Genomic DNA, 15,607 nt, shown 5'->3' with positions numbered 1-15,607 from the left:
TACCTGCTCTCGACAATTCTCATGAATGACGCAACCCTTGGCGCCCCGGCTACCCTCGCACGCGCACCGTCCCTCACGTCCAACCAGTCGCGCGTGATCGCCGCGTGTTCGGTCGGTAATGCGCTGGAAATGTACGACTTCACCGTCTACAGCTTCTTTGCCGTCATGATCGGCAAGTTGTTCTTTCCCGCCACCAGCCCCTATGCGTCGCTGCTGCTGGCCGTCGCGACGTTCGGCATCGGGTTCGTGATGCGCCCGCTCGGAAGTTTCGTGATCGGCAGCTACGCCGACCGCAGCGGCCGCAAGGCCGCCATGACCCTGACCATCGGCCTGATGGTCGTGGGAACGCTGTGCATCGCGTGTGCGCCGACCTATGCGATGGCGGGCGCCTGGGGGCCCGCCATCATCGTGGCGGGGCGGCTGCTGCAGGGCTTCTCGCTGGGTGGCGAAATCGGCGCGTCCACATCGATGCTGATGGAAGCAGGCGGCGTGCAGCGTCGCGGCTATCGCATCAGTTGGCAGGCCGCGAGCCAGGGCGCCGCGGCGCTGCTCGGGGCCGCCACCGGCACGGCGCTCTATGCCCTGATGCCCGCCGAATCGCTGGAGGCGTGGGGCTGGCGCCTGCCGTTCCTGCTCGGCCTGCTGATCGCGCCCGTGGGGCTGTATATCCGGGCCAACCTCGACGAGACGTTGCCCGAGCACGCCTATGAGGCGAGCCCGCTGCGGACGCTGTTCCGCGAGCACGGCCTGAGCGTGCTCCAGGGGGTGCTTTCCATCACGGCGGGTACCGTCGCCATGTACCTGGTGGTGTTCTACATGCCGACGTACATGATTCGCGTGCTGGGCATGCCGTCGTCGCTGTCGCTGTTGTCTGGTTGCGTGGCCGGCGCGACGATGATCGTCTCCTCGCTGCTGGCCGGGCGCATCGCCGACCGTCTGGTGCGCCGCAAGCCCATCGCGCTGGCGGCGCTGCTCGCCACGACGACGCTGATCTATCCGGCATTCTGGCTGATCAATACCTATCCGAGCGTACCGCTGGTGCTTGCGGTGACGGCCACCTTGACCGCGCTCGGCAATATCGGTTCGGCGCCCATGCTGCTGCTGATCATGGAAATGCTGCCCGCCGGGGTCCGTGCCAGCGGTCTGTCCGTGATCTACAGCATCGGCGTCACGATCTTCGGCGGCTCGTCGCAGGCTGTGGTGACCTGGCTGATCGGCGTCACGGGCAACCCGATGGCCCCTGCGCTCTACATGATGGCGTGCGGCGTGGTGACGTTGTTCGCGCTGTCGAGCATCCGGGAAACGGGGCGCTGAGATGAAATTGAACCAGTTGCGCGCGTTGATCACCATCGCCGAATGCCAGAGTATCCACGAAGCGGCCCGTCAGCTCCACGTGACGCAGCCCGCCCTGAGCAAGACCGTGCAGGAGCTGGAGTCGAGTGTCGGCGCCACGCTGCTGGAACGGTCGAGCACAGGAACGCGGCTCACGCCGGCGGGACACCGGCTACTCGCGCACGCACGACTGATCATGGAGAGCGTGCAGCACGCGAAGACGGACCTTGACGACATGCAGGACGGGGCGGGTGGCACGGTCACGATTGGCACCACGCCGCTGACCGCCATGCTGCAGCCGATGATCGACACGCTGGATGGCTTCCGCGCGGCCTATCCGGATGTTCGGCTGCGCGTCCTGGAAATGCGCCCCAACCAGTTGGTGGAGCAGTTGCGTCAGGGCGCTATCGACATGGCCGTCTCGTCGCACCTGCAATCGCCGGATCGATTCTTCCAATCGATCGAGGTGAGTCGGCTGTCGAGCGTCATCGTCGCCAGGCCCGAGCACCCGCTGCGCAATGCCCGTTCCTTGCGTGTCCTGCGCCAGGCCGACTGGATATCGCTCGATCCTCTGCCCGACCGGCAGTCGTCCTTCAGCCGGTTGTTCTCCGAAAACGGTCTGGAGCCGCCGCTGCGCGTGACGGAATGCGCGTCGATCCACCTCGCCATGGAACTCTGCTGGCGCGCCAATCTGCTGCTGGTCCTGTCGAGCGAGTCGATGCGCAGTGAATTCCTCAGCCAACGCGTGGCGTTCCTCGACATCGCCGAACCTCAGCCTGCCCAGCCAATCTGCCTGCTGCGGCACAACCACCATGTTCTGACGGGCCCCGCGGAACGGCTACACAACGCCTTGCTACAGGGCTTCGCCGCACAGTCGCGCCGCGCCGCCTGACGCGTATTTCCCCGGATGTTTGCATCAGGCACGCCGCCGGCGTGCCCGGGGGACCCGTTTTGCCTTTCGACATGCCCATTCACGCATCACGCATTCTTCAGAGCGCATCAATGTTCAGGAAATCTCTTGCAGGTGTCGCGGTACTCGTCAGCGCTATGGGGTCCGCCAACGCGGCGCCGACCCAGTACGAACAGCTGGTTTCCTATCTGGCAGTGGGCCTGGGCCCGCGATCCATCGGCGTGGCGCCGCAGCAATCGCTGCTGTCCCTGTACGGCACCCTGGATATCGGCTTCAACTACACACGCTCCGGCAGCAAGGGCGTGGCCCGCCTGGAGAGCGGAGGGGCGTACACGTCCAAGTTCGGCATCTACGGGCAAGAGGCGCTTGGCGCGGGGTGGACGGCGTTCTTCCGCATCGAGAACGGCTTCCTGTCGGACTCGGGGTCGTTGCAGGACAGCAGCACGCTGTTCAACCGTGCCTCGTATATCGGCCTGCATCACCGGCAATTCGGGCAGCTGATGCTGGGCCGCCAGTACACGTCACTGGGCGCGGCGGCGCTCTATGCCGATCCGTTCCTCGCGACCGCGCACGAATCGGTCTATTCATACCTCGGCGGCGTCGCCGACCTCGGCATGGGTGCAAGCGGCGATGCCCTCGCACGGTTGAACAAGACCATCCGCTACGCGTCACCGCGGTTCGGTCCGTTTGCAGGCGACGTCAGTTACTCGTTCAAGTCGGATCAAACCGTCGGCCCCGCGGTGTTGGCGCGGACCGCCATGGGGTCCTACTACGGCGACCGCTTTGCGGCAACGATGGCATTCGGCCAGAGCTGGTGCGATCCGAGTGTCAAGGGAAGCTGCAACGGTAACGCCATCGAAGCGGCGTCCCAGCGTACCGATACCTATCTGGCCAGCGCGATGTATGACTTCGGCCCGCTGATCGGCCAGGCGGCCTACATCCGCATTGTCCCGAAGCACGACGGCAGCGATATCTCGAACCTCTATCTGCTGGGACTGCAAAAGATCTGGCGCAACAACCTGCTGCGCATGTCGCTCGGCTATCGGCGCACGTCGCGTGACGGCAACTACAGCTACGGCAGCACCGTGGGCATCGACCATTTCCTGTCGAAGCGGACCGCCTTTTACGGTCGCGCCGGCCTGATGCGCAATGGGCCCGAAGCGAGCCTTACCTACAACTACGACAGCGGCGCGTTCATCGGCGCGCCGGGCCGCACGGTGACCAGCGTGACGGTCGGCATCACCCACCACTTCTGAAAGCATTCCCGCCTTTTCCCCTGCAACGACACAAGGAATTCACCCAATGCACGCAGCGAACATCGGCCCAAACATCGGCTCAAACATCGGCTCAAACATCGGCCCAAAAATCGGCAGCTTCGTCGACGAACACGGACAGCGTTACGCGAAACTGTCCGACGAGATCTGGCGGTATGCGGAACTCGGCTATCAGGAGCGCGATTCGGCGCGTCTGCATATCGATTACCTGAAAGAGGCAGGCTTCGCCGTGCGCGAGGGCGTGGCCGGCATCCCCACAGCGTTTGTCGCGGAAGCGGGCGAGGGCGGCCCTGTGATCGGGATTCTGGGCGAGTTCGACGCGCTGTCCGGCCTCAGTCAGGAAAGCCTGGCGCTGAGCTGCCAGCCGTCTTCGGAAATCGCCAATGGCAATGGACATGGCTGTGGCCACCATCTGCTGGGCACGAGCGCACACCTCGCGGCCGTCGCCGTCAAGCAGATGCTGGACGACGCCGGGCTGCAGGGGCGGGTGCGATTCTATGGGTGCCCAGCCGAGGAAGGCGGCTGGGGCAAGACGTATATGGCGCGGGCAGGCCTGTTCGACGATCTGGGCGCCGCGCTGACGTGGCACCCGGGCGTGTTCAACGGCATCATGAACCTCGAATCGCTCGCCGTCGTGCAGGCGTACTTCCGCTTCACGGGGATATCGGCGCATGCCGGCGCCTCACCGCACCTCGGGCGGAGCGCGCTCGATGCGCTAGAGCTGATGAACGTGGGCACCAATTTCCTGCGTGAACACATGATTCCGGACGCGCGCGTCCATTACGCGATCACGGACGCTGGCGGCGTCGCGCCGAATGTCGTGCAGCCCCGGGCGGAAGCGCTCTACATGATCCGCGCGCCGCGCAACGCCGACGCATCGGAGGTCTACGCCCGCGTGTGCGACATCGCGCGCGGCGCCGCGCTGATGACGGGATGCGAGTTGCAGATCCAGATGCATTCCGCGTGCTCCAACATCATGCTGAACGATGTGCTCAACCGCGCCATGCACGCGCAACTCGCGCATTTCGGGGCGCCGTCCTATGAGCAGGCCGAGCTCGGCTTCGCCGCATCGATGCACGGCACCACGCGTCCCGAAGAAATCGAGATGGCCGGCCGCATGCTGCAGAACGCGTGGAAGGACCCGAAGCCCTTGTACGACGGCGTGGAAGCCCTGGACAGCGCGCGGCCGATGCGCATGCACGCGTCCACGGACGTCGGCGACGTCAGCTGGGTCACACCGACCGCCCAGTGCATGACCGCGTGTTTCGCGTTCGGAACGTCGCCACACTCATGGCAGTGGGTGGCACAAGGCAAAAGCTCCATCGCGCACAAGGGCATGCTGCTCGCGGCCAAGACGATGGCGGGCACAGCCATGGAACTCTTCCAGAAGCCCGCCTTGCTCGCCGCCGCACGGCAGGAACTGGACCAGCGTCTGGGCGGCAAGCCTTACGTGTGTCCCATCCCGGCAGACGTCATGCCCCCGCTGGGGCAGGCCGCGGCCTGAGATCGCGCTGGACTGACTCCGCAGATTCCTTGCCCTTCGCTACTCCGTCGTATAGATTGCTACCAATCAGTAGCGAAGCACCCTCGAGGCGGGCTGGCTTCGCTGGTGAGTGACCGGTAATGCCGATACGGATACGGAGGTGACTATGCGAATCCTGTTGAGTCTTGTCCTGGCGATGGTTTCCGCGGTGGTGCTGAGCGCGTGCGGCGGTGACGACGATGGCCCGTCGAACGCGCGGCTGCGGGTGCTTCATGCATCCCCCGATGCGCCGAATGTCGATGTATTTGTCGATGGCAGCAAAGTGCTCGCCGATGTGCCGTATCCAGCCGTTTCCAATTACCTGAATGTCCCGGCCGGGTCTCACCGCATCACGGTGAATGCGGCCGGCACGAGCAAGACGGTCATCGATGTATCGCCGACGTTGAATGGCGGCGCAACCTACACGGCGATTGCGGCCAACTTCGTGGCCAGCATTCAACTGCTGCTGGCGACGGACCGGACGACCCCGCCACCGGCGGGTCAGGCGAGTGTTCGGGTGGTACATGCCGCGCCCGATGCCGGCGCCGTGGATGTTCTCGTCAACGGTCAGAAGGTGCTCGCGAACGTGCCGTTCGCCGCCATCAGCGACTACCTGAACCTGAGCGCGGGGAGCTATCTCGTTCAAGTGAATCTGGCTGGCACGTCCACCACCGCGATTCAAGCCAATCTGACGATCAATGCCGGCACCAATTACAGCGTCGTCGCCATCGGTTCGGTGAAGACGGCCGCCACGAATCCGCTTGCGTTGAAGGTGCTTTCGGACGGCTGAAGGCACCCTCACTTGAGTGGTCGAAAGGACCGCATTACGTACATACCGCTAGCTGCCCGCGCGCGCGTGCATGCTCATAAAATTGAGGTCCCTCATGTGCGCCAGCTTGGGGGAACAGCAGTACTCACTCGACGCTCGTCCCCCAGGGGCCGAGCGTCTTCTTTTGTGCCGTAGCGCCGTCGTCCTTACCGATGCAGGAGCGGATAGGCGATCAGGCCGATCAGTGCCGCGCCAGCCACGATCGTGGGCTCGGTCAGCTTCCTGAACTTCAGCAGCAACGCAACGGTGACGAGCGCGATCAACGCGGTTGGCAGGTCAACGATCGAACGCTTGGCCAACACGATCACCGCACCGCTGATGGCGCCGATGGCGGCCGCCGTGACGCCATCCACGAACGCCAGGATCGCTGGCAATCTGCCGTATTTCTTGAAGTACGGCGCCGGCACAATGGTGAACAAGTAGCACGGCAGGAAGGTGGCACCCGCCGCGACGCATGCGCCCGGCAGTCCCGCCACGAGGTAGCCGATAAAACCGACGGTAATGACAACGGGGCCCGGGGTGATCATCGCGACCGCCACGGCGTCCACGAACTGCTTGTCGTTCAGCCAGTGGTGCTCCGTCACCACCCCGCCATACAGGAACGGCACGATCGCCAGCCCCGATCCGAACACGAATGCGCCGGCCTTGGCGAAGAACACGCCCAACTGCGACAGAAGCGGCCAGTCGAGCGTACTCATCCAGCCGCCCGCCGCGGGCAGCGGGGCGCCGGCCAACGCATTCAGCTTGCCCTGTTGCAGCCATTTCGGCGGGGCGCGCCGAAACCAGACGAGCACGCCCGCCGCCAGAAACAGCCATGCCTCCTCCGATTCGGTGACGACTGTCACGGCCAGGAGCACCAGATAGATGAACCACAGCAGCTTGTCCTTGCCCACGCTCTTTTTGGTCAGCTTGTGGGCGCTGATGGCGATGATGCCGATCACCGCGGCGCCTACGCCGTAGAAGACCGACTGCATCCACGTCAGGCCACCAAATCGGACGTATGCCCAGCCGAGCGCCAGCACCATCAGGAAGGAAGGCAATACGAAAGCGATGCCAACAAGGGTCGCGCCGGCGATGCGGTAATGGACATATCCCAGATAAATCGCGAGCTGCGCGGCCAGCGGCCCCGGCGCGAGCTGCGCGAGGGCGAGGCCCTCCTTGTAGTCCGCATCGGTGATCCACTGTCGTGATTCGACCAGGTCCCGATGCATATAGCCGGCGAGGGCCACGGGGCCGCCGAAGCCGAACGTGCCGAGTCGCAGGAAATAGACGACCAGCTGGCGGAGTGTATAGGTGGGCTTCATACGGGTGGCTGGGTTGCGCGCTTGCGTGCGCCGGAGAAGTGCGTATAGAGCGAATCGAGGACGCGACTGGCTTCCTCGAGCAAGGCGTCATCGCTCGGTAGCCGCTCCCGCGCGCCCGCAAGCACCGCCTCGAAGCCGCTCGCTTCCGCGACGGGCGTCCCGCCGATATCCAGCACGTGGACCATCTGGCCGATACGCGCGAGCCCTTTGTCCTCTTCCAGCCCGAAGCTGGCGAGCAACACCTCGAACGACACGCGGTCGCCGACATGCGTGAACGTCGCGCCATCGAAGTCGAACCCGAGTGCGAAGTCGGGGCACTGACGGACATCGTCGAGCCACAGGAACGCGGCGTGAGGGTCGATGAAGCGGCGGATCAGCCAGGCGCAGGCCACCCGGTCCACCCATAAATGGCGGCGCGTTGCCCATTGACGCGCCTGATACTGGGTCGGATCCCGCCGTGGAATGTTGCCCGCCGCGGCGCGCGGCTCGCCCGGCGAAAGCAGGATGTCCACCGCCGCGTTGAAGTCGCGCCACTGCGTTTCGGCACGGGCGGACGCCTCGTCAGGAAAGAAATCGATCTTTCGAACCGCCTCGAAGGCGCGGCCGTGCCGGCGTGCGGCGCGCAGCAACGCAGCCTCGTCCAGCGTCGAGAGCGTCGCGCGGGTGGCGGAGACCTCGGCCATCCACGCCGCGTATTCGCTGCTCCGGGCAAACAACGCCCGATATTCCGCGTGTTGTAGCGCGCCGGTCGCGTGAACCGATAGCACCCACACGTTCCCGTACTTGCCGTCATTGTCGGTCGCGCCAGCCGCGTCGGCGGCCAATGCCTCCAGCGCGGCCCGCTGTCCGGGCAGATCGGGCAGGAGGTACGCCCCGTCCCGAAGCGCCGCCGCGCCAAGCGCCTTGATCCCGCGCCATAAGCGCATGCGGGCCGCGGAGGCCGAAGTCGGTAGGCTCACGACAAGCAGGAGCCAGGCGGTTTCGGGTGAGGGCGGGGACAGGTTCATCCCGCCAGATTAGCGGGGTGCATAGGCTTCTTCAATGGTGTAGAGATCTCTACATGCTCCCTATTGCCGCGGCTTCATCCTTGACACTACGTGCATATGCTCCTATTCTGCGTCCGAAGAGAGCATATGCTCTTATACGAAACCCAGGAGCTTGTCATGGACGTGAAAAACGCAACTGTCTTCATCACCGGCGCCAGCCGCGGCCTAGGCCTGGCGTTCGCACGCGAGGCTGTTCGTCGCGGTGCGGCGAAGGTGTACGCGGGCATGCGCAATACCGATGGATTCAAGGAACCGGGCATCGTGCCGGTGAAGATCGACGTCACCGATAAAGCCTCGATCGCGGCTGCCGCGAAAATTGCCGCGGACACGACGCTGCTGATCAACAACGCTGGTATCGCCGCCCTGATCGAAGGGCCGCTCGCGGGCGATGCCGAAGCCCAGTCGAAGCAGATGTTCGAGACCAACTACTACGGCGTGGTGCGCGTCTCGCAGGCCTTCGAAGCGGTACTGACAGACAAGCCGCAGGCGGCGATCATCAACGTCCTGTCGGACATCGTCTGGCTGCCGCGCCCCATTCTGACGCCCTATGCCGCGTCGAAGGCTGCGGCGTGGAGCTTCACGAATCAGCTTCGCTTCCATCTGAAAGCGCGTAACATCCACGTCCTCGGCCTGCACGTCGGCTTCGTCGACACCGACTTGACGAAGGGCATCGATGTACCGAAATCCAGTCCGGACGATGTCGTACGGCAGACCTATGACGCGCTCGCCGCTGGCAAGAACGAAGTCATGGCCGACAAGGGAACGGCCGTGCTGAAGAGCACCCTCGCGGCCGAAGTGCCGGGCTATATCGAGCCGCCAGAGGGCGTGTAGCAACCGAAAGAGGAGGGAAATCGAGATGTCGCCGTTGAACGAGCCGCTTGGCATCGACGCGTGCAATTGCTTTGCCGCGAGGAAGGCTAGCCGACAGATCTCGCGCCTCTACGACAGCCACCTCGAACCGGCGGGACTGCGCATTACCCAGTTCATGACGCTCGCGGTACTGAACGAGGTAGGCAGTGCGCCGATCAACGCGCTGGCCGAGCGGCTCGACATCGAACGCACGGCGATGGGAAAGATGGTCGGCTTCCTCGAACGCGATGGCTACGTGACGATCACGCCGTCGCCAACGGACGGCCGAAGCCGGCTGATCGCGCTCACGAAAGAAGGGCAGCGGCTGCATGACAAGGCCGCTCCGCTCTGGCGGAATGCGCAACGGGAGTTCGAGCAATTGAACGGCGCGGCCCAGGCGACGGCATTGCGTGACGGGCTGAAGGCTGTTGTCGTAGGCAATGTCGGGGAACAGGGGGCGGAGGACTGATCCGTCGCGCGTTCGCCTTCGTGTCGGACAAACCCGCAGCAATGGATTACGCTCTACGTTTTTCCGACAGCGTGCGTGAAGGTGCCGATGACAAGCGACCAGACAAGCGACGAGACAAGCGACCAGACAAGAGACCAGAAGCTGCAACGTATCGCGGCGGAGTTTGGATTCGATCCGAATGAAGAGATCAAGATCGGTGGAAAGTACACGCCGGTCCTGATCGATGGGAACCTCGCCTATATCGCCGGACAGATCCCGCGCGTCGGAGATGAAGTACGTTTCATCGGTGTCGTGGGCGAATCCATCTCGCTCGAAGAGGCGCGGCGCGCGGCAGGCATCTCGACGCTCCGGGCGCTTGCGCTCATCAAAAAAGCCCGCGGCACGCTAGATGCGATTCAGGCGGTGCCGCGCATCAACGTGTTCATTCGTAGCGCGCCAGACTTCACGATGCAAAGCGAAGTCGCGGACGGGGCATCCGACGTCTTGTATTCGGTGCTCGGCGACGTCGGCATCCACACGCGTTCGTCCATCGGCGTGCTGCAGTTGCCGAAGGGCGCTTCGGTAGAGGTGGACTTTATCTTCAAGGTGGCGTCGTAGGTGACTGGCACCGGTCGCCTCGGCGCGAGCGCAGCCACCATCTCGGAAGGCATTGCGATCCTGCATGTGAAGTAACGAGCCCAGGTCACCGCCGCGACGCATCACTGTTGCAGAATACAACTCTAAGGTTGTAGGATACAACTTTGGTGACGCTACGCCATGGAGGACGATGATGAGCCCGGACCCCGCATCGGTTGAACAATCCCGCGTCGAGCCAACGCTCGTTGAGCAATTACGCGACGTCTCGCGGCAAATGGTGCGTGAGCTCGGGTTCATGGGCGGCGATTTTGCCGGCACGGATCTTTCTCCCTCGGCCGTGCATGCACTCATCGAGATCGAGAAGGGCGGTGTCACGGCCCGAGATCTCGGTCCGCTGCTACGGCTCGAGAAATCGAGCGTCAGCCGGATGCTGCGGCGGCTGATCGAAGCCGGCGATGTGGCGGAGGAGAGCGATGGCCGGGTGAAGCGTCTTTCTCTCACCGATGCAGGCAGGCATCGTGTGGAGGGGATCCATGCCTTTGCACGATCGCAGGTCGCCGAAGCCCTCAAGCGCCTCGCGCCCGGCGAGACGCGTGCCGCCTTGCATGGGATGCGACTTTACGCGCGTGCGCTTGCTGGTGCTGAGACATCCCACGGCGGTTCGCCGATCCATGTCGTCCGAGGTTACTGCCCCGGCATCATGGGGCGCATCGCCGAAATGCACGCGCGCTACTACGCGCGCGAATCGGGCTTCGGTCAGCGTTTCGAGTCCGTCGTCGCGGGCGGTCTCGCGGAGTTCTGCAACCGCCTGGAGAATCCGCGCAACGCCATCTGGACCGCGAGACAGGACGGGCAGGTCGTCGGCTCGATAGCGATCGATGGCGAGGACATGGGAGACGACGTGGCGCACCTGCGCTGGTTCATCATCGATGACGGTGTGCGTGGCGCGGGCATCGGGAAGACGCTTCTGGATGCCGCGTTAGCGTTCGTTGACGAAAGAGGGTTCCAGGAAACGCATCTCTGGACATTCGCCGGATTGCGTGCGGCACGTCATCTCTACGAGACACGAGGCTTCGCTCTTGCGGAGGAGAAGCCAGGCACGCAGTGGGGCAAGGAGGTATGGGAGCAGCGCTTCGTCAGGCGTCGTCCTTGATAGCGCTTTTCACGCCCCCTTGCGCGGACAGCGCTTATGCCACGTGGTGCTCCAGACCCACGCACAGGGCATCGAATGGAACCTTGCAACGCGCGCTGTGACGCAGGTCTTCATGCATCGCGACCCACATCTCGAGCGGAAACATAAAATCGTCGCCCATGACCCGCACGAGGTCCGGATAGCGCCGGGCCAGTGCCACCTGGCAAACGCCGATGCCCGCCCCCGCGCGGATCAGTGCGAATTGCGCAAGGTCGCTGTCCGTGCGCATCGCAAAGGCGTCGCGACGCCAGCCGGGCAGCGACTTGCTCCCGGCTCGCAGGAAGGGCGTCTCCTCGTCGAAGCCGATCAATGCATGCTTTGCCAGGTCGGCGGTTTTTTCCGGTGTTCCGCGTTTGCGCAAATACTCCCGGTGGGCATACAGGCCCAGTTCGACGACGCCAATGCGCCGGGCCAGCAAGGCGTCCTGACTCGGTCGCACCATGCGAACGGCAATGTCGGCTTCGCGCAGCAACAGATCCTCGACGCGGTTCGTCAACGCAAGTTCGACCTTGAGGCCCCGGTGCGCAGCCTGCAGTTCCGCCACGATCGGTGGCAACACCTCCGCGCCGATCATCTCGCTCGCGCTGATGCGCACGGTCCCCCTGACGTCGCCCTGACTTTCGGCGGCGCGCATCAGGGCGGCTGCAGAACTGTGCATGGCCTCGGCGTAGGGCTTGAGTTCCAGAGCGGCCGGCGTGGGCAGCAGTCCTGTCTGGGAGCGCGTGAAAAGATTGAGCCCGAGGGACGTTTCCAGTGCTTCGACATGGCGGCCCACCGTCGGTTGCGCGAGCCCCAGCGCGCGCGCGGCACCCGAAAGCGAACCCTCCTGCAGCACGCTCAGATATGAGCGATAGAGTTCCCAGCTAGGTTCGGTAGCCATACAAAAATCTATAACGGATATACGAGATTAGCCAATTTTATTCGAACGCCGGCGCATTGAAAATGCTCGCATGTTCAAGGGAGTTCAGGGGAGATTCGACATGCAGACCAGCAAGGCAGCCTTGGTTCTTGGCGCGACAGGCGGTATCGGCGGCGAAGTCGCTCGACAGCTTCGGGACGCGGGATGGAGCGTGCGCGGGCTCGCGCGCGGCCAGCATCCCGCCGCCATGGAGGATGGCATCACGTGGATCGCGGGCGATGCCATGCGCCGGAACCATGTCATGGCGGCTGCCGAGGGTTGCTCGGTCATCGTGCATGCGGTAAATCCACCGGGCTATCGCCGCTGGGACGAACTGGTGCTGCCCATGCTCGATAACACGATCGCCGCGGCGACAGCGCAACGCGCCACCATCGTGCTGCCGGGCACCGTGTATAACTTCGGACCGGACGCCTTCCCGGAACTGCGGGAAGACTCGCCCCAGCATCCGCGAACACGCAAGGGAGGCATCCGGGTCGAGCTGGAAAGCCGTCTGCGCGCGGCCACTGCCAGCGGCGTGCGCGCGATCGTGGTCCGCGCGGGGGACTTCTTCGGCCCGAAGGCTGGCAATAACTGGTTCTCGCAAGGGTTGGTCAAGCCCGGCCGCCCTGTCGACGTCGTCAATCTTCCGGGCCGTATGGGCGTCGGCCATCAGTGGGCCTATCTGCCGGACGTGGCCCGCACGATGGTGGCATTGCTCGCGCGGCGAGCAACACTGGCGCCGTTTGCGGTGTTCCACATGGCGGGCCATTGGGACGCGGACGGCGGGCAGATGGCCGAAGCCATCCGCCGCGTCGTGGTGCGTCGCGGCGGCCGTGCGCCCAAACTGCGGTCCTTCCCATGGCGATGGCTCATGCTGGCCTCGCCCTTCGTCGCCACACTCCGCGAGATGCGGGAGATGCGTTATCTGTGGCAAGTGCCGGTTCGCCTCAGGAACGACAAGCTCAAATCTGTCCTCGGGGAGGAACCGCACACGCCGCTGGATGAGGCCATCGAAGCGACGCTGCGCGGCATCGGGTGCATCCACGCAGCGAGCGAGATACCACGGACGGAGGATGAAAGCAGGCGCTATCCGGGCAGGTTCGGGAAGCGGACGTTCTGAGGCTGGCGCCGACCGGCCCGCGCGGTCGCCTCAATTTTCTCCCAGGCGCCCGATCGTCTCCGGCACGATCGCCGCAGCGGCGAGGTAGATGGCAGTGACGACACCGGCAAAGATTCCCAGCACGCTCGGCAGGTCGGCGGGCGTGCTCGCGCACAGCGATGCAAACGTTGGCATCATGCCGCCGATCGCAAAGCCGATGTTCCACGAGAGGCCAGTTCCCGTGGCGCGAATGCTGGTGGGGAAGCGCTCGTTCAGGAAGATGAGGATCGGGGAAAAACCCATGCAGCCCAGCATCGCCAGCGCTGTGGCATACATGCCCAGCGTGAAGACATCCTGCGCGGCGGGCATCCGTTGGTAGATCAACGGCAGCAGCACGAGGTTCAGGGTGCCGATCAGCAGGAAGCATCGCTTGCGGCCAATGAGCGTGCTGAGGTGACCGGCAAAGATCGATGCCACGATCACGCCGGCACTGCTGGCCATCAGGATCGCGGCGGATGCGCCCGCCGGTGCTTTCACCACGATCTTGAGGAAGGATGGCAGATAGCCCGAGGTCAGGTAGTAAGCGCTGCCGCCGCCGAGCGTGAGCAGGATGTTGACGACCAGGACGCCGCGGTATTTGCCGGAGAACAGGACCCGGACCGGGTTCTCGACCGGCGTGGCATGTCCCTTGGCCGCCTGCAACTGTTTCCACAGCGGCGACTCCTCGAGCGAGTTGAAGATGATCAGGCCGAGCACCGCACTGATGATGCCGGCGAAGAACATACAGCGCCAACCCCAGACGTCGAACGCATCGCCGGGGAACAGCGCGGTCATTGCCATATAGGTGATGGAAGCCAGCAGCGCCCCGATACCCGCTCCACCGCCGCCGACCAGCCCCGAGACGGCGCCGCGCCAGGACGGCGGCACCGATTCCGTGCCGATGGTGTGGGTGGATGCCACCACGCCCCCGACAAAGATGCCCTGTATCAGCCGCAGCAGGATGAACAAGAGGGGCGCAAGCAGGCCCACCTGCGCCACCGTGGGTAGCAGCCCAAACGCCGCCGTCGACAAACCGACGCCGGTCACCGCCACCACCATCGCGCCCTTGCGACCGCGGCGATCGGCATACGATCCGAAAATCGCGGAGCCGAGCGGACGCATCAGCAGCGTGACCGCAAACGACGCATACACTGCCGCCAGCGACAGCATGGCGTGCTCGGACGGGAAAAACAGCCTGCCGATCACCGGCGCCACGAACAGCAGAATGAACAGGTCGAACAGGTCCAGCGCCCATCCCATGCATGACGCCGTGACGGCACCGAGCACCTGGCGATTGCTCGCCGCTGGCAGCGTATCGCCGATCGTGTCTGTATGTGTTTTCGCTACGGCTTCCATGATTGTCTGTCTCCTTGGATTTGGAACGCTGCGTGGATCGCCACGGCAGCGGGTGGCGCATGGCGGTTCGTTGCCGCCAGGCGCCCGCCAATTGCGTCAGCTGCCGACGAACGCCGGCTTGCGCTTGCCGTGGAACGCTTCCACGCCTTCGCGGAAATCGTCCGAGCTGCGGAGGCGGCTATAGCAATGTCCTTCGAGCTCGATGGCGATGGACAGCGGTGCGTCTTCGGTGTCGTTGAGCAGCTTCTTGGCGGTGCGCTGCGCCAGCGGGGAGAAGCCGCGCAGTTCTTCGACCAGCGCGTCGGTGGCGGCTTCCAGTTCTGCGTCGGCCACGCAGTCGACCGCGATGCCCCACTCATAGGCCTGCTTGCCGGAGATACGGCGCGAGCGCATCACAATGTCCTTGGTGCGGCCGATGCCCACCATCTTCTGCAGGCGCGCGGAGCCGCCCGAACCCGGAATCTGACCGAGCTTCTGCTCCGGCAGCGCGTACTGCGTGGTCTCGGTGGCGATGCGGAAATCGCAGGCCAGCGACAGTTCGAACCCCACGCCAAAGCAATAGCCACGGTTGGCCGCAATCACCGGCTTGCTGCAGCGCGCGGGCGCGGCGACGTTCCACGCCAGCTGCGCGACGTGCTCGGGCGATGCCTCCAGAAAACCCTTGATGTCGCCGCCGCTGGAGAAATGCTCGCCCTGCGAGCGCAGCACGATGACGCGCACGCGCTCGTCGGCATCGAGTGCTTCGATGACGGCACGCAACTGGTCGCGCGCCGCCATGGCAATCACGTTGTAGGGCGGACGGTGCAGGATGATGTCCGCGCGCTCACGCGCGGCATCGACTTCCACGAAGAAGCCGTCGAGCTGTTGCAGACGTTGCTGGTCGGGATGGATCAGCTCGGTTACCTGGGTCAT

At 64.5% G+C, this 15,607-nt stretch carries 15 protein-coding genes; 10 read left to right on the top strand and 5 right to left on the bottom strand.

Annotated features, from left to right (window positions below; all coding sequences use genetic code 11):
* Positions 1-21: 21 nt before the first annotated feature.
* The 5 genes from KHP16_RS14230 (at position 22) to KHP16_RS14210 (ending at position 5,828) form a co-directional block, all read left to right on the top strand.
* Positions 22-1,314, top strand: coding sequence for an MFS transporter (locus KHP16_RS14230; RefSeq protein ID WP_211960475.1), 1,293 nt, complete (start codon positions 22-24; stop codon positions 1,312-1,314).
* A 1-nt stretch (position 1,315) separates the two neighbouring features.
* Entirely contained in the window at positions 1,316-2,224 is a 909-nt protein-coding gene (locus tag KHP16_RS14225) for a LysR family transcriptional regulator (RefSeq protein WP_109584252.1), read from the top strand.
* A gap of 110 nt (positions 2,225-2,334) precedes the next feature.
* Entirely contained in the window at positions 2,335-3,498 is a 1,164-nt protein-coding gene (locus KHP16_RS14220) for a porin (RefSeq protein ID WP_211960474.1), read from the top strand.
* A 46-nt stretch (positions 3,499-3,544) separates the two neighbouring features.
* The gene (locus KHP16_RS14215) at positions 3,545-5,020 is read left to right on the top strand and encodes a M20 family metallopeptidase (RefSeq protein WP_211960473.1); all 1,476 of its coding nucleotides are present in this window, start codon (positions 3,545-3,547) and stop codon (positions 5,018-5,020) included.
* 109 nt (positions 5,021-5,129) lie between these two features.
* Positions 5,130-5,828: a DUF4397 domain-containing protein gene (locus tag KHP16_RS14210; RefSeq protein ID WP_211960472.1), complete on the top strand. Its 699-nt coding sequence runs from the start codon at positions 5,130-5,132 to the stop codon at positions 5,826-5,828.
* Between the two features lie 185 nt (positions 5,829-6,013).
* On the opposite strand, the gene KHP16_RS14205 is transcribed toward KHP16_RS14210, so the two are convergent.
* Positions 6,014-7,171 carry a chromate transporter gene (locus KHP16_RS14205; RefSeq protein ID WP_211960470.1) on the bottom strand — a complete coding sequence of 386 codons (1,158 nt, stop codon included), beginning with the start codon at positions 7,169-7,171 and terminating at the stop codon, positions 6,014-6,016.
* Entirely contained in the window at positions 7,168-8,178 is a 1,011-nt protein-coding gene (locus KHP16_RS14200) for a chromate resistance protein ChrB domain-containing protein (protein ID WP_211960469.1), read from the bottom strand. Before KHP16_RS14200 ends, KHP16_RS14205 begins: the two co-directional genes overlap by 4 nt.
* 156 nt (positions 8,179-8,334) lie before the next feature.
* Between KHP16_RS14200 and KHP16_RS14195 the strand changes: the two genes are divergently transcribed.
* The 4 genes from KHP16_RS14195 (at position 8,335) to KHP16_RS14180 (ending at position 11,264) form a co-directional block, all read left to right on the top strand.
* On the top strand, positions 8,335-9,048 hold the full coding sequence (locus KHP16_RS14195) for an SDR family oxidoreductase (RefSeq protein ID WP_121492600.1): 714 nt from the start codon (positions 8,335-8,337) through the stop codon (positions 9,046-9,048).
* Positions 9,049-9,073: 25 nt separating this feature from the next.
* Entirely contained in the window at positions 9,074-9,535 is a 462-nt protein-coding gene (locus KHP16_RS14190; protein WP_211960467.1) for a MarR family winged helix-turn-helix transcriptional regulator, read from the top strand.
* An 87-nt stretch (positions 9,536-9,622) separates the two neighbouring features.
* Positions 9,623-10,132, top strand: a complete 510-nt coding sequence (locus KHP16_RS14185; RefSeq protein WP_211960466.1) for a RidA family protein — start codon at positions 9,623-9,625, stop codon at positions 10,130-10,132.
* Positions 10,133-10,301: 169 nt separating this feature from the next.
* Entirely contained in the window at positions 10,302-11,264 is a 963-nt protein-coding gene (locus tag KHP16_RS14180; RefSeq protein WP_244835799.1) for a bifunctional helix-turn-helix transcriptional regulator/GNAT family N-acetyltransferase, read from the top strand.
* Positions 11,265-11,298: 34 nt separating this feature from the next.
* Here the strand turns inward: KHP16_RS14180 and KHP16_RS14175 are convergent, their stop codons facing one another.
* Positions 11,299-12,183 carry a LysR family transcriptional regulator gene (locus KHP16_RS14175; protein ID WP_211960464.1) on the bottom strand — a complete coding sequence of 295 codons (885 nt, stop codon included), beginning with the start codon at positions 12,181-12,183 and terminating at the stop codon, positions 11,299-11,301.
* A gap of 100 nt (positions 12,184-12,283) precedes the next feature.
* Here KHP16_RS14175 and KHP16_RS14170 point away from each other — a divergent pair, with 100 nt between their 5' ends.
* On the top strand, positions 12,284-13,321 hold the full coding sequence (locus KHP16_RS14170) for an NAD-dependent epimerase/dehydratase family protein (protein WP_211960462.1): 1,038 nt from the start codon (positions 12,284-12,286) through the stop codon (positions 13,319-13,321).
* A 30-nt stretch (positions 13,322-13,351) separates the two neighbouring features.
* Here KHP16_RS14170 and KHP16_RS14165 read toward each other — a convergent pair whose 3' ends face one another.
* Together KHP16_RS14165 and KHP16_RS14160 are read right to left on the bottom strand one after the other, a co-directional pair.
* Positions 13,352-14,695, bottom strand: coding sequence for an MFS transporter (locus KHP16_RS14165; protein WP_121492604.1), 1,344 nt, complete (start codon positions 14,693-14,695; stop codon positions 13,352-13,354).
* A gap of 96 nt (positions 14,696-14,791) precedes the next feature.
* Positions 14,792-15,607, bottom strand: a complete 816-nt coding sequence (locus KHP16_RS14160; protein ID WP_115954682.1) for an enoyl-CoA hydratase/isomerase family protein — start codon at positions 15,605-15,607, stop codon at positions 14,792-14,794.

It is taken from the genome of Cupriavidus plantarum (assembly GCF_905397285.1).
GTDB classification, from domain to species: domain Bacteria; phylum Pseudomonadota; class Gammaproteobacteria; order Burkholderiales; family Burkholderiaceae; genus Cupriavidus; species Cupriavidus plantarum.
The sequence above is the reverse complement of the archived record's forward strand: the minus strand, read 5'-3'. Positions and strand labels throughout refer to the sequence as shown.

What these genes read in the sequence shown, in the direction of transcription:
- KHP16_RS14160 (WP_115954682.1), bottom strand. Translation starts at nt 15,607, where the DNA reads ATGACCCAGGTAACCGAGCTGATCCATCCCGACCAGCAACGTCTGCAA.
- KHP16_RS14170 (WP_211960462.1), top strand. Translation starts at nt 12,284, where the DNA reads ATGCAGACCAGCAAGGCAGCCTTGGTTCTTGGCGCGACAGGCGGTATC.
- KHP16_RS14185 (WP_211960466.1), top strand. Translation starts at nt 9,623, where the DNA reads ATGACAAGCGACCAGACAAGCGACGAGACAAGCGACCAGACAAGAGAC.
- KHP16_RS14205 (WP_211960470.1), bottom strand. Translation starts at nt 7,171, where the DNA reads ATGAAGCCCACCTATACACTCCGCCAGCTGGTCGTCTATTTCCTGCGA.
- KHP16_RS14190 (WP_211960467.1), top strand. Translation starts at nt 9,074, where the DNA reads ATGTCGCCGTTGAACGAGCCGCTTGGCATCGACGCGTGCAATTGCTTT.
- KHP16_RS14180 (WP_244835799.1), top strand. Translation starts at nt 10,302, where the DNA reads ATGATGAGCCCGGACCCCGCATCGGTTGAACAATCCCGCGTCGAGCCA.
- KHP16_RS14225 (WP_109584252.1), top strand. Translation starts at nt 1,316, where the DNA reads ATGAAATTGAACCAGTTGCGCGCGTTGATCACCATCGCCGAATGCCAG.
- KHP16_RS14195 (WP_121492600.1), top strand. Translation starts at nt 8,335, where the DNA reads ATGGACGTGAAAAACGCAACTGTCTTCATCACCGGCGCCAGCCGCGGC.
- KHP16_RS14200 (WP_211960469.1), bottom strand. Translation starts at nt 8,178, where the DNA reads ATGAACCTGTCCCCGCCCTCACCCGAAACCGCCTGGCTCCTGCTTGTC.
- KHP16_RS14215 (WP_211960473.1), top strand. Translation starts at nt 3,545, where the DNA reads ATGCACGCAGCGAACATCGGCCCAAACATCGGCTCAAACATCGGCTCA.
- KHP16_RS14220 (WP_211960474.1), top strand. Translation starts at nt 2,335, where the DNA reads ATGTTCAGGAAATCTCTTGCAGGTGTCGCGGTACTCGTCAGCGCTATG.
- KHP16_RS14230 (WP_211960475.1), top strand. Translation starts at nt 22, where the DNA reads ATGAATGACGCAACCCTTGGCGCCCCGGCTACCCTCGCACGCGCACCG.
- KHP16_RS14165 (WP_121492604.1), bottom strand. Translation starts at nt 14,695, where the DNA reads ATGGAAGCCGTAGCGAAAACACATACAGACACGATCGGCGATACGCTG.
- KHP16_RS14175 (WP_211960464.1), bottom strand. Translation starts at nt 12,183, where the DNA reads ATGGCTACCGAACCTAGCTGGGAACTCTATCGCTCATATCTGAGCGTG.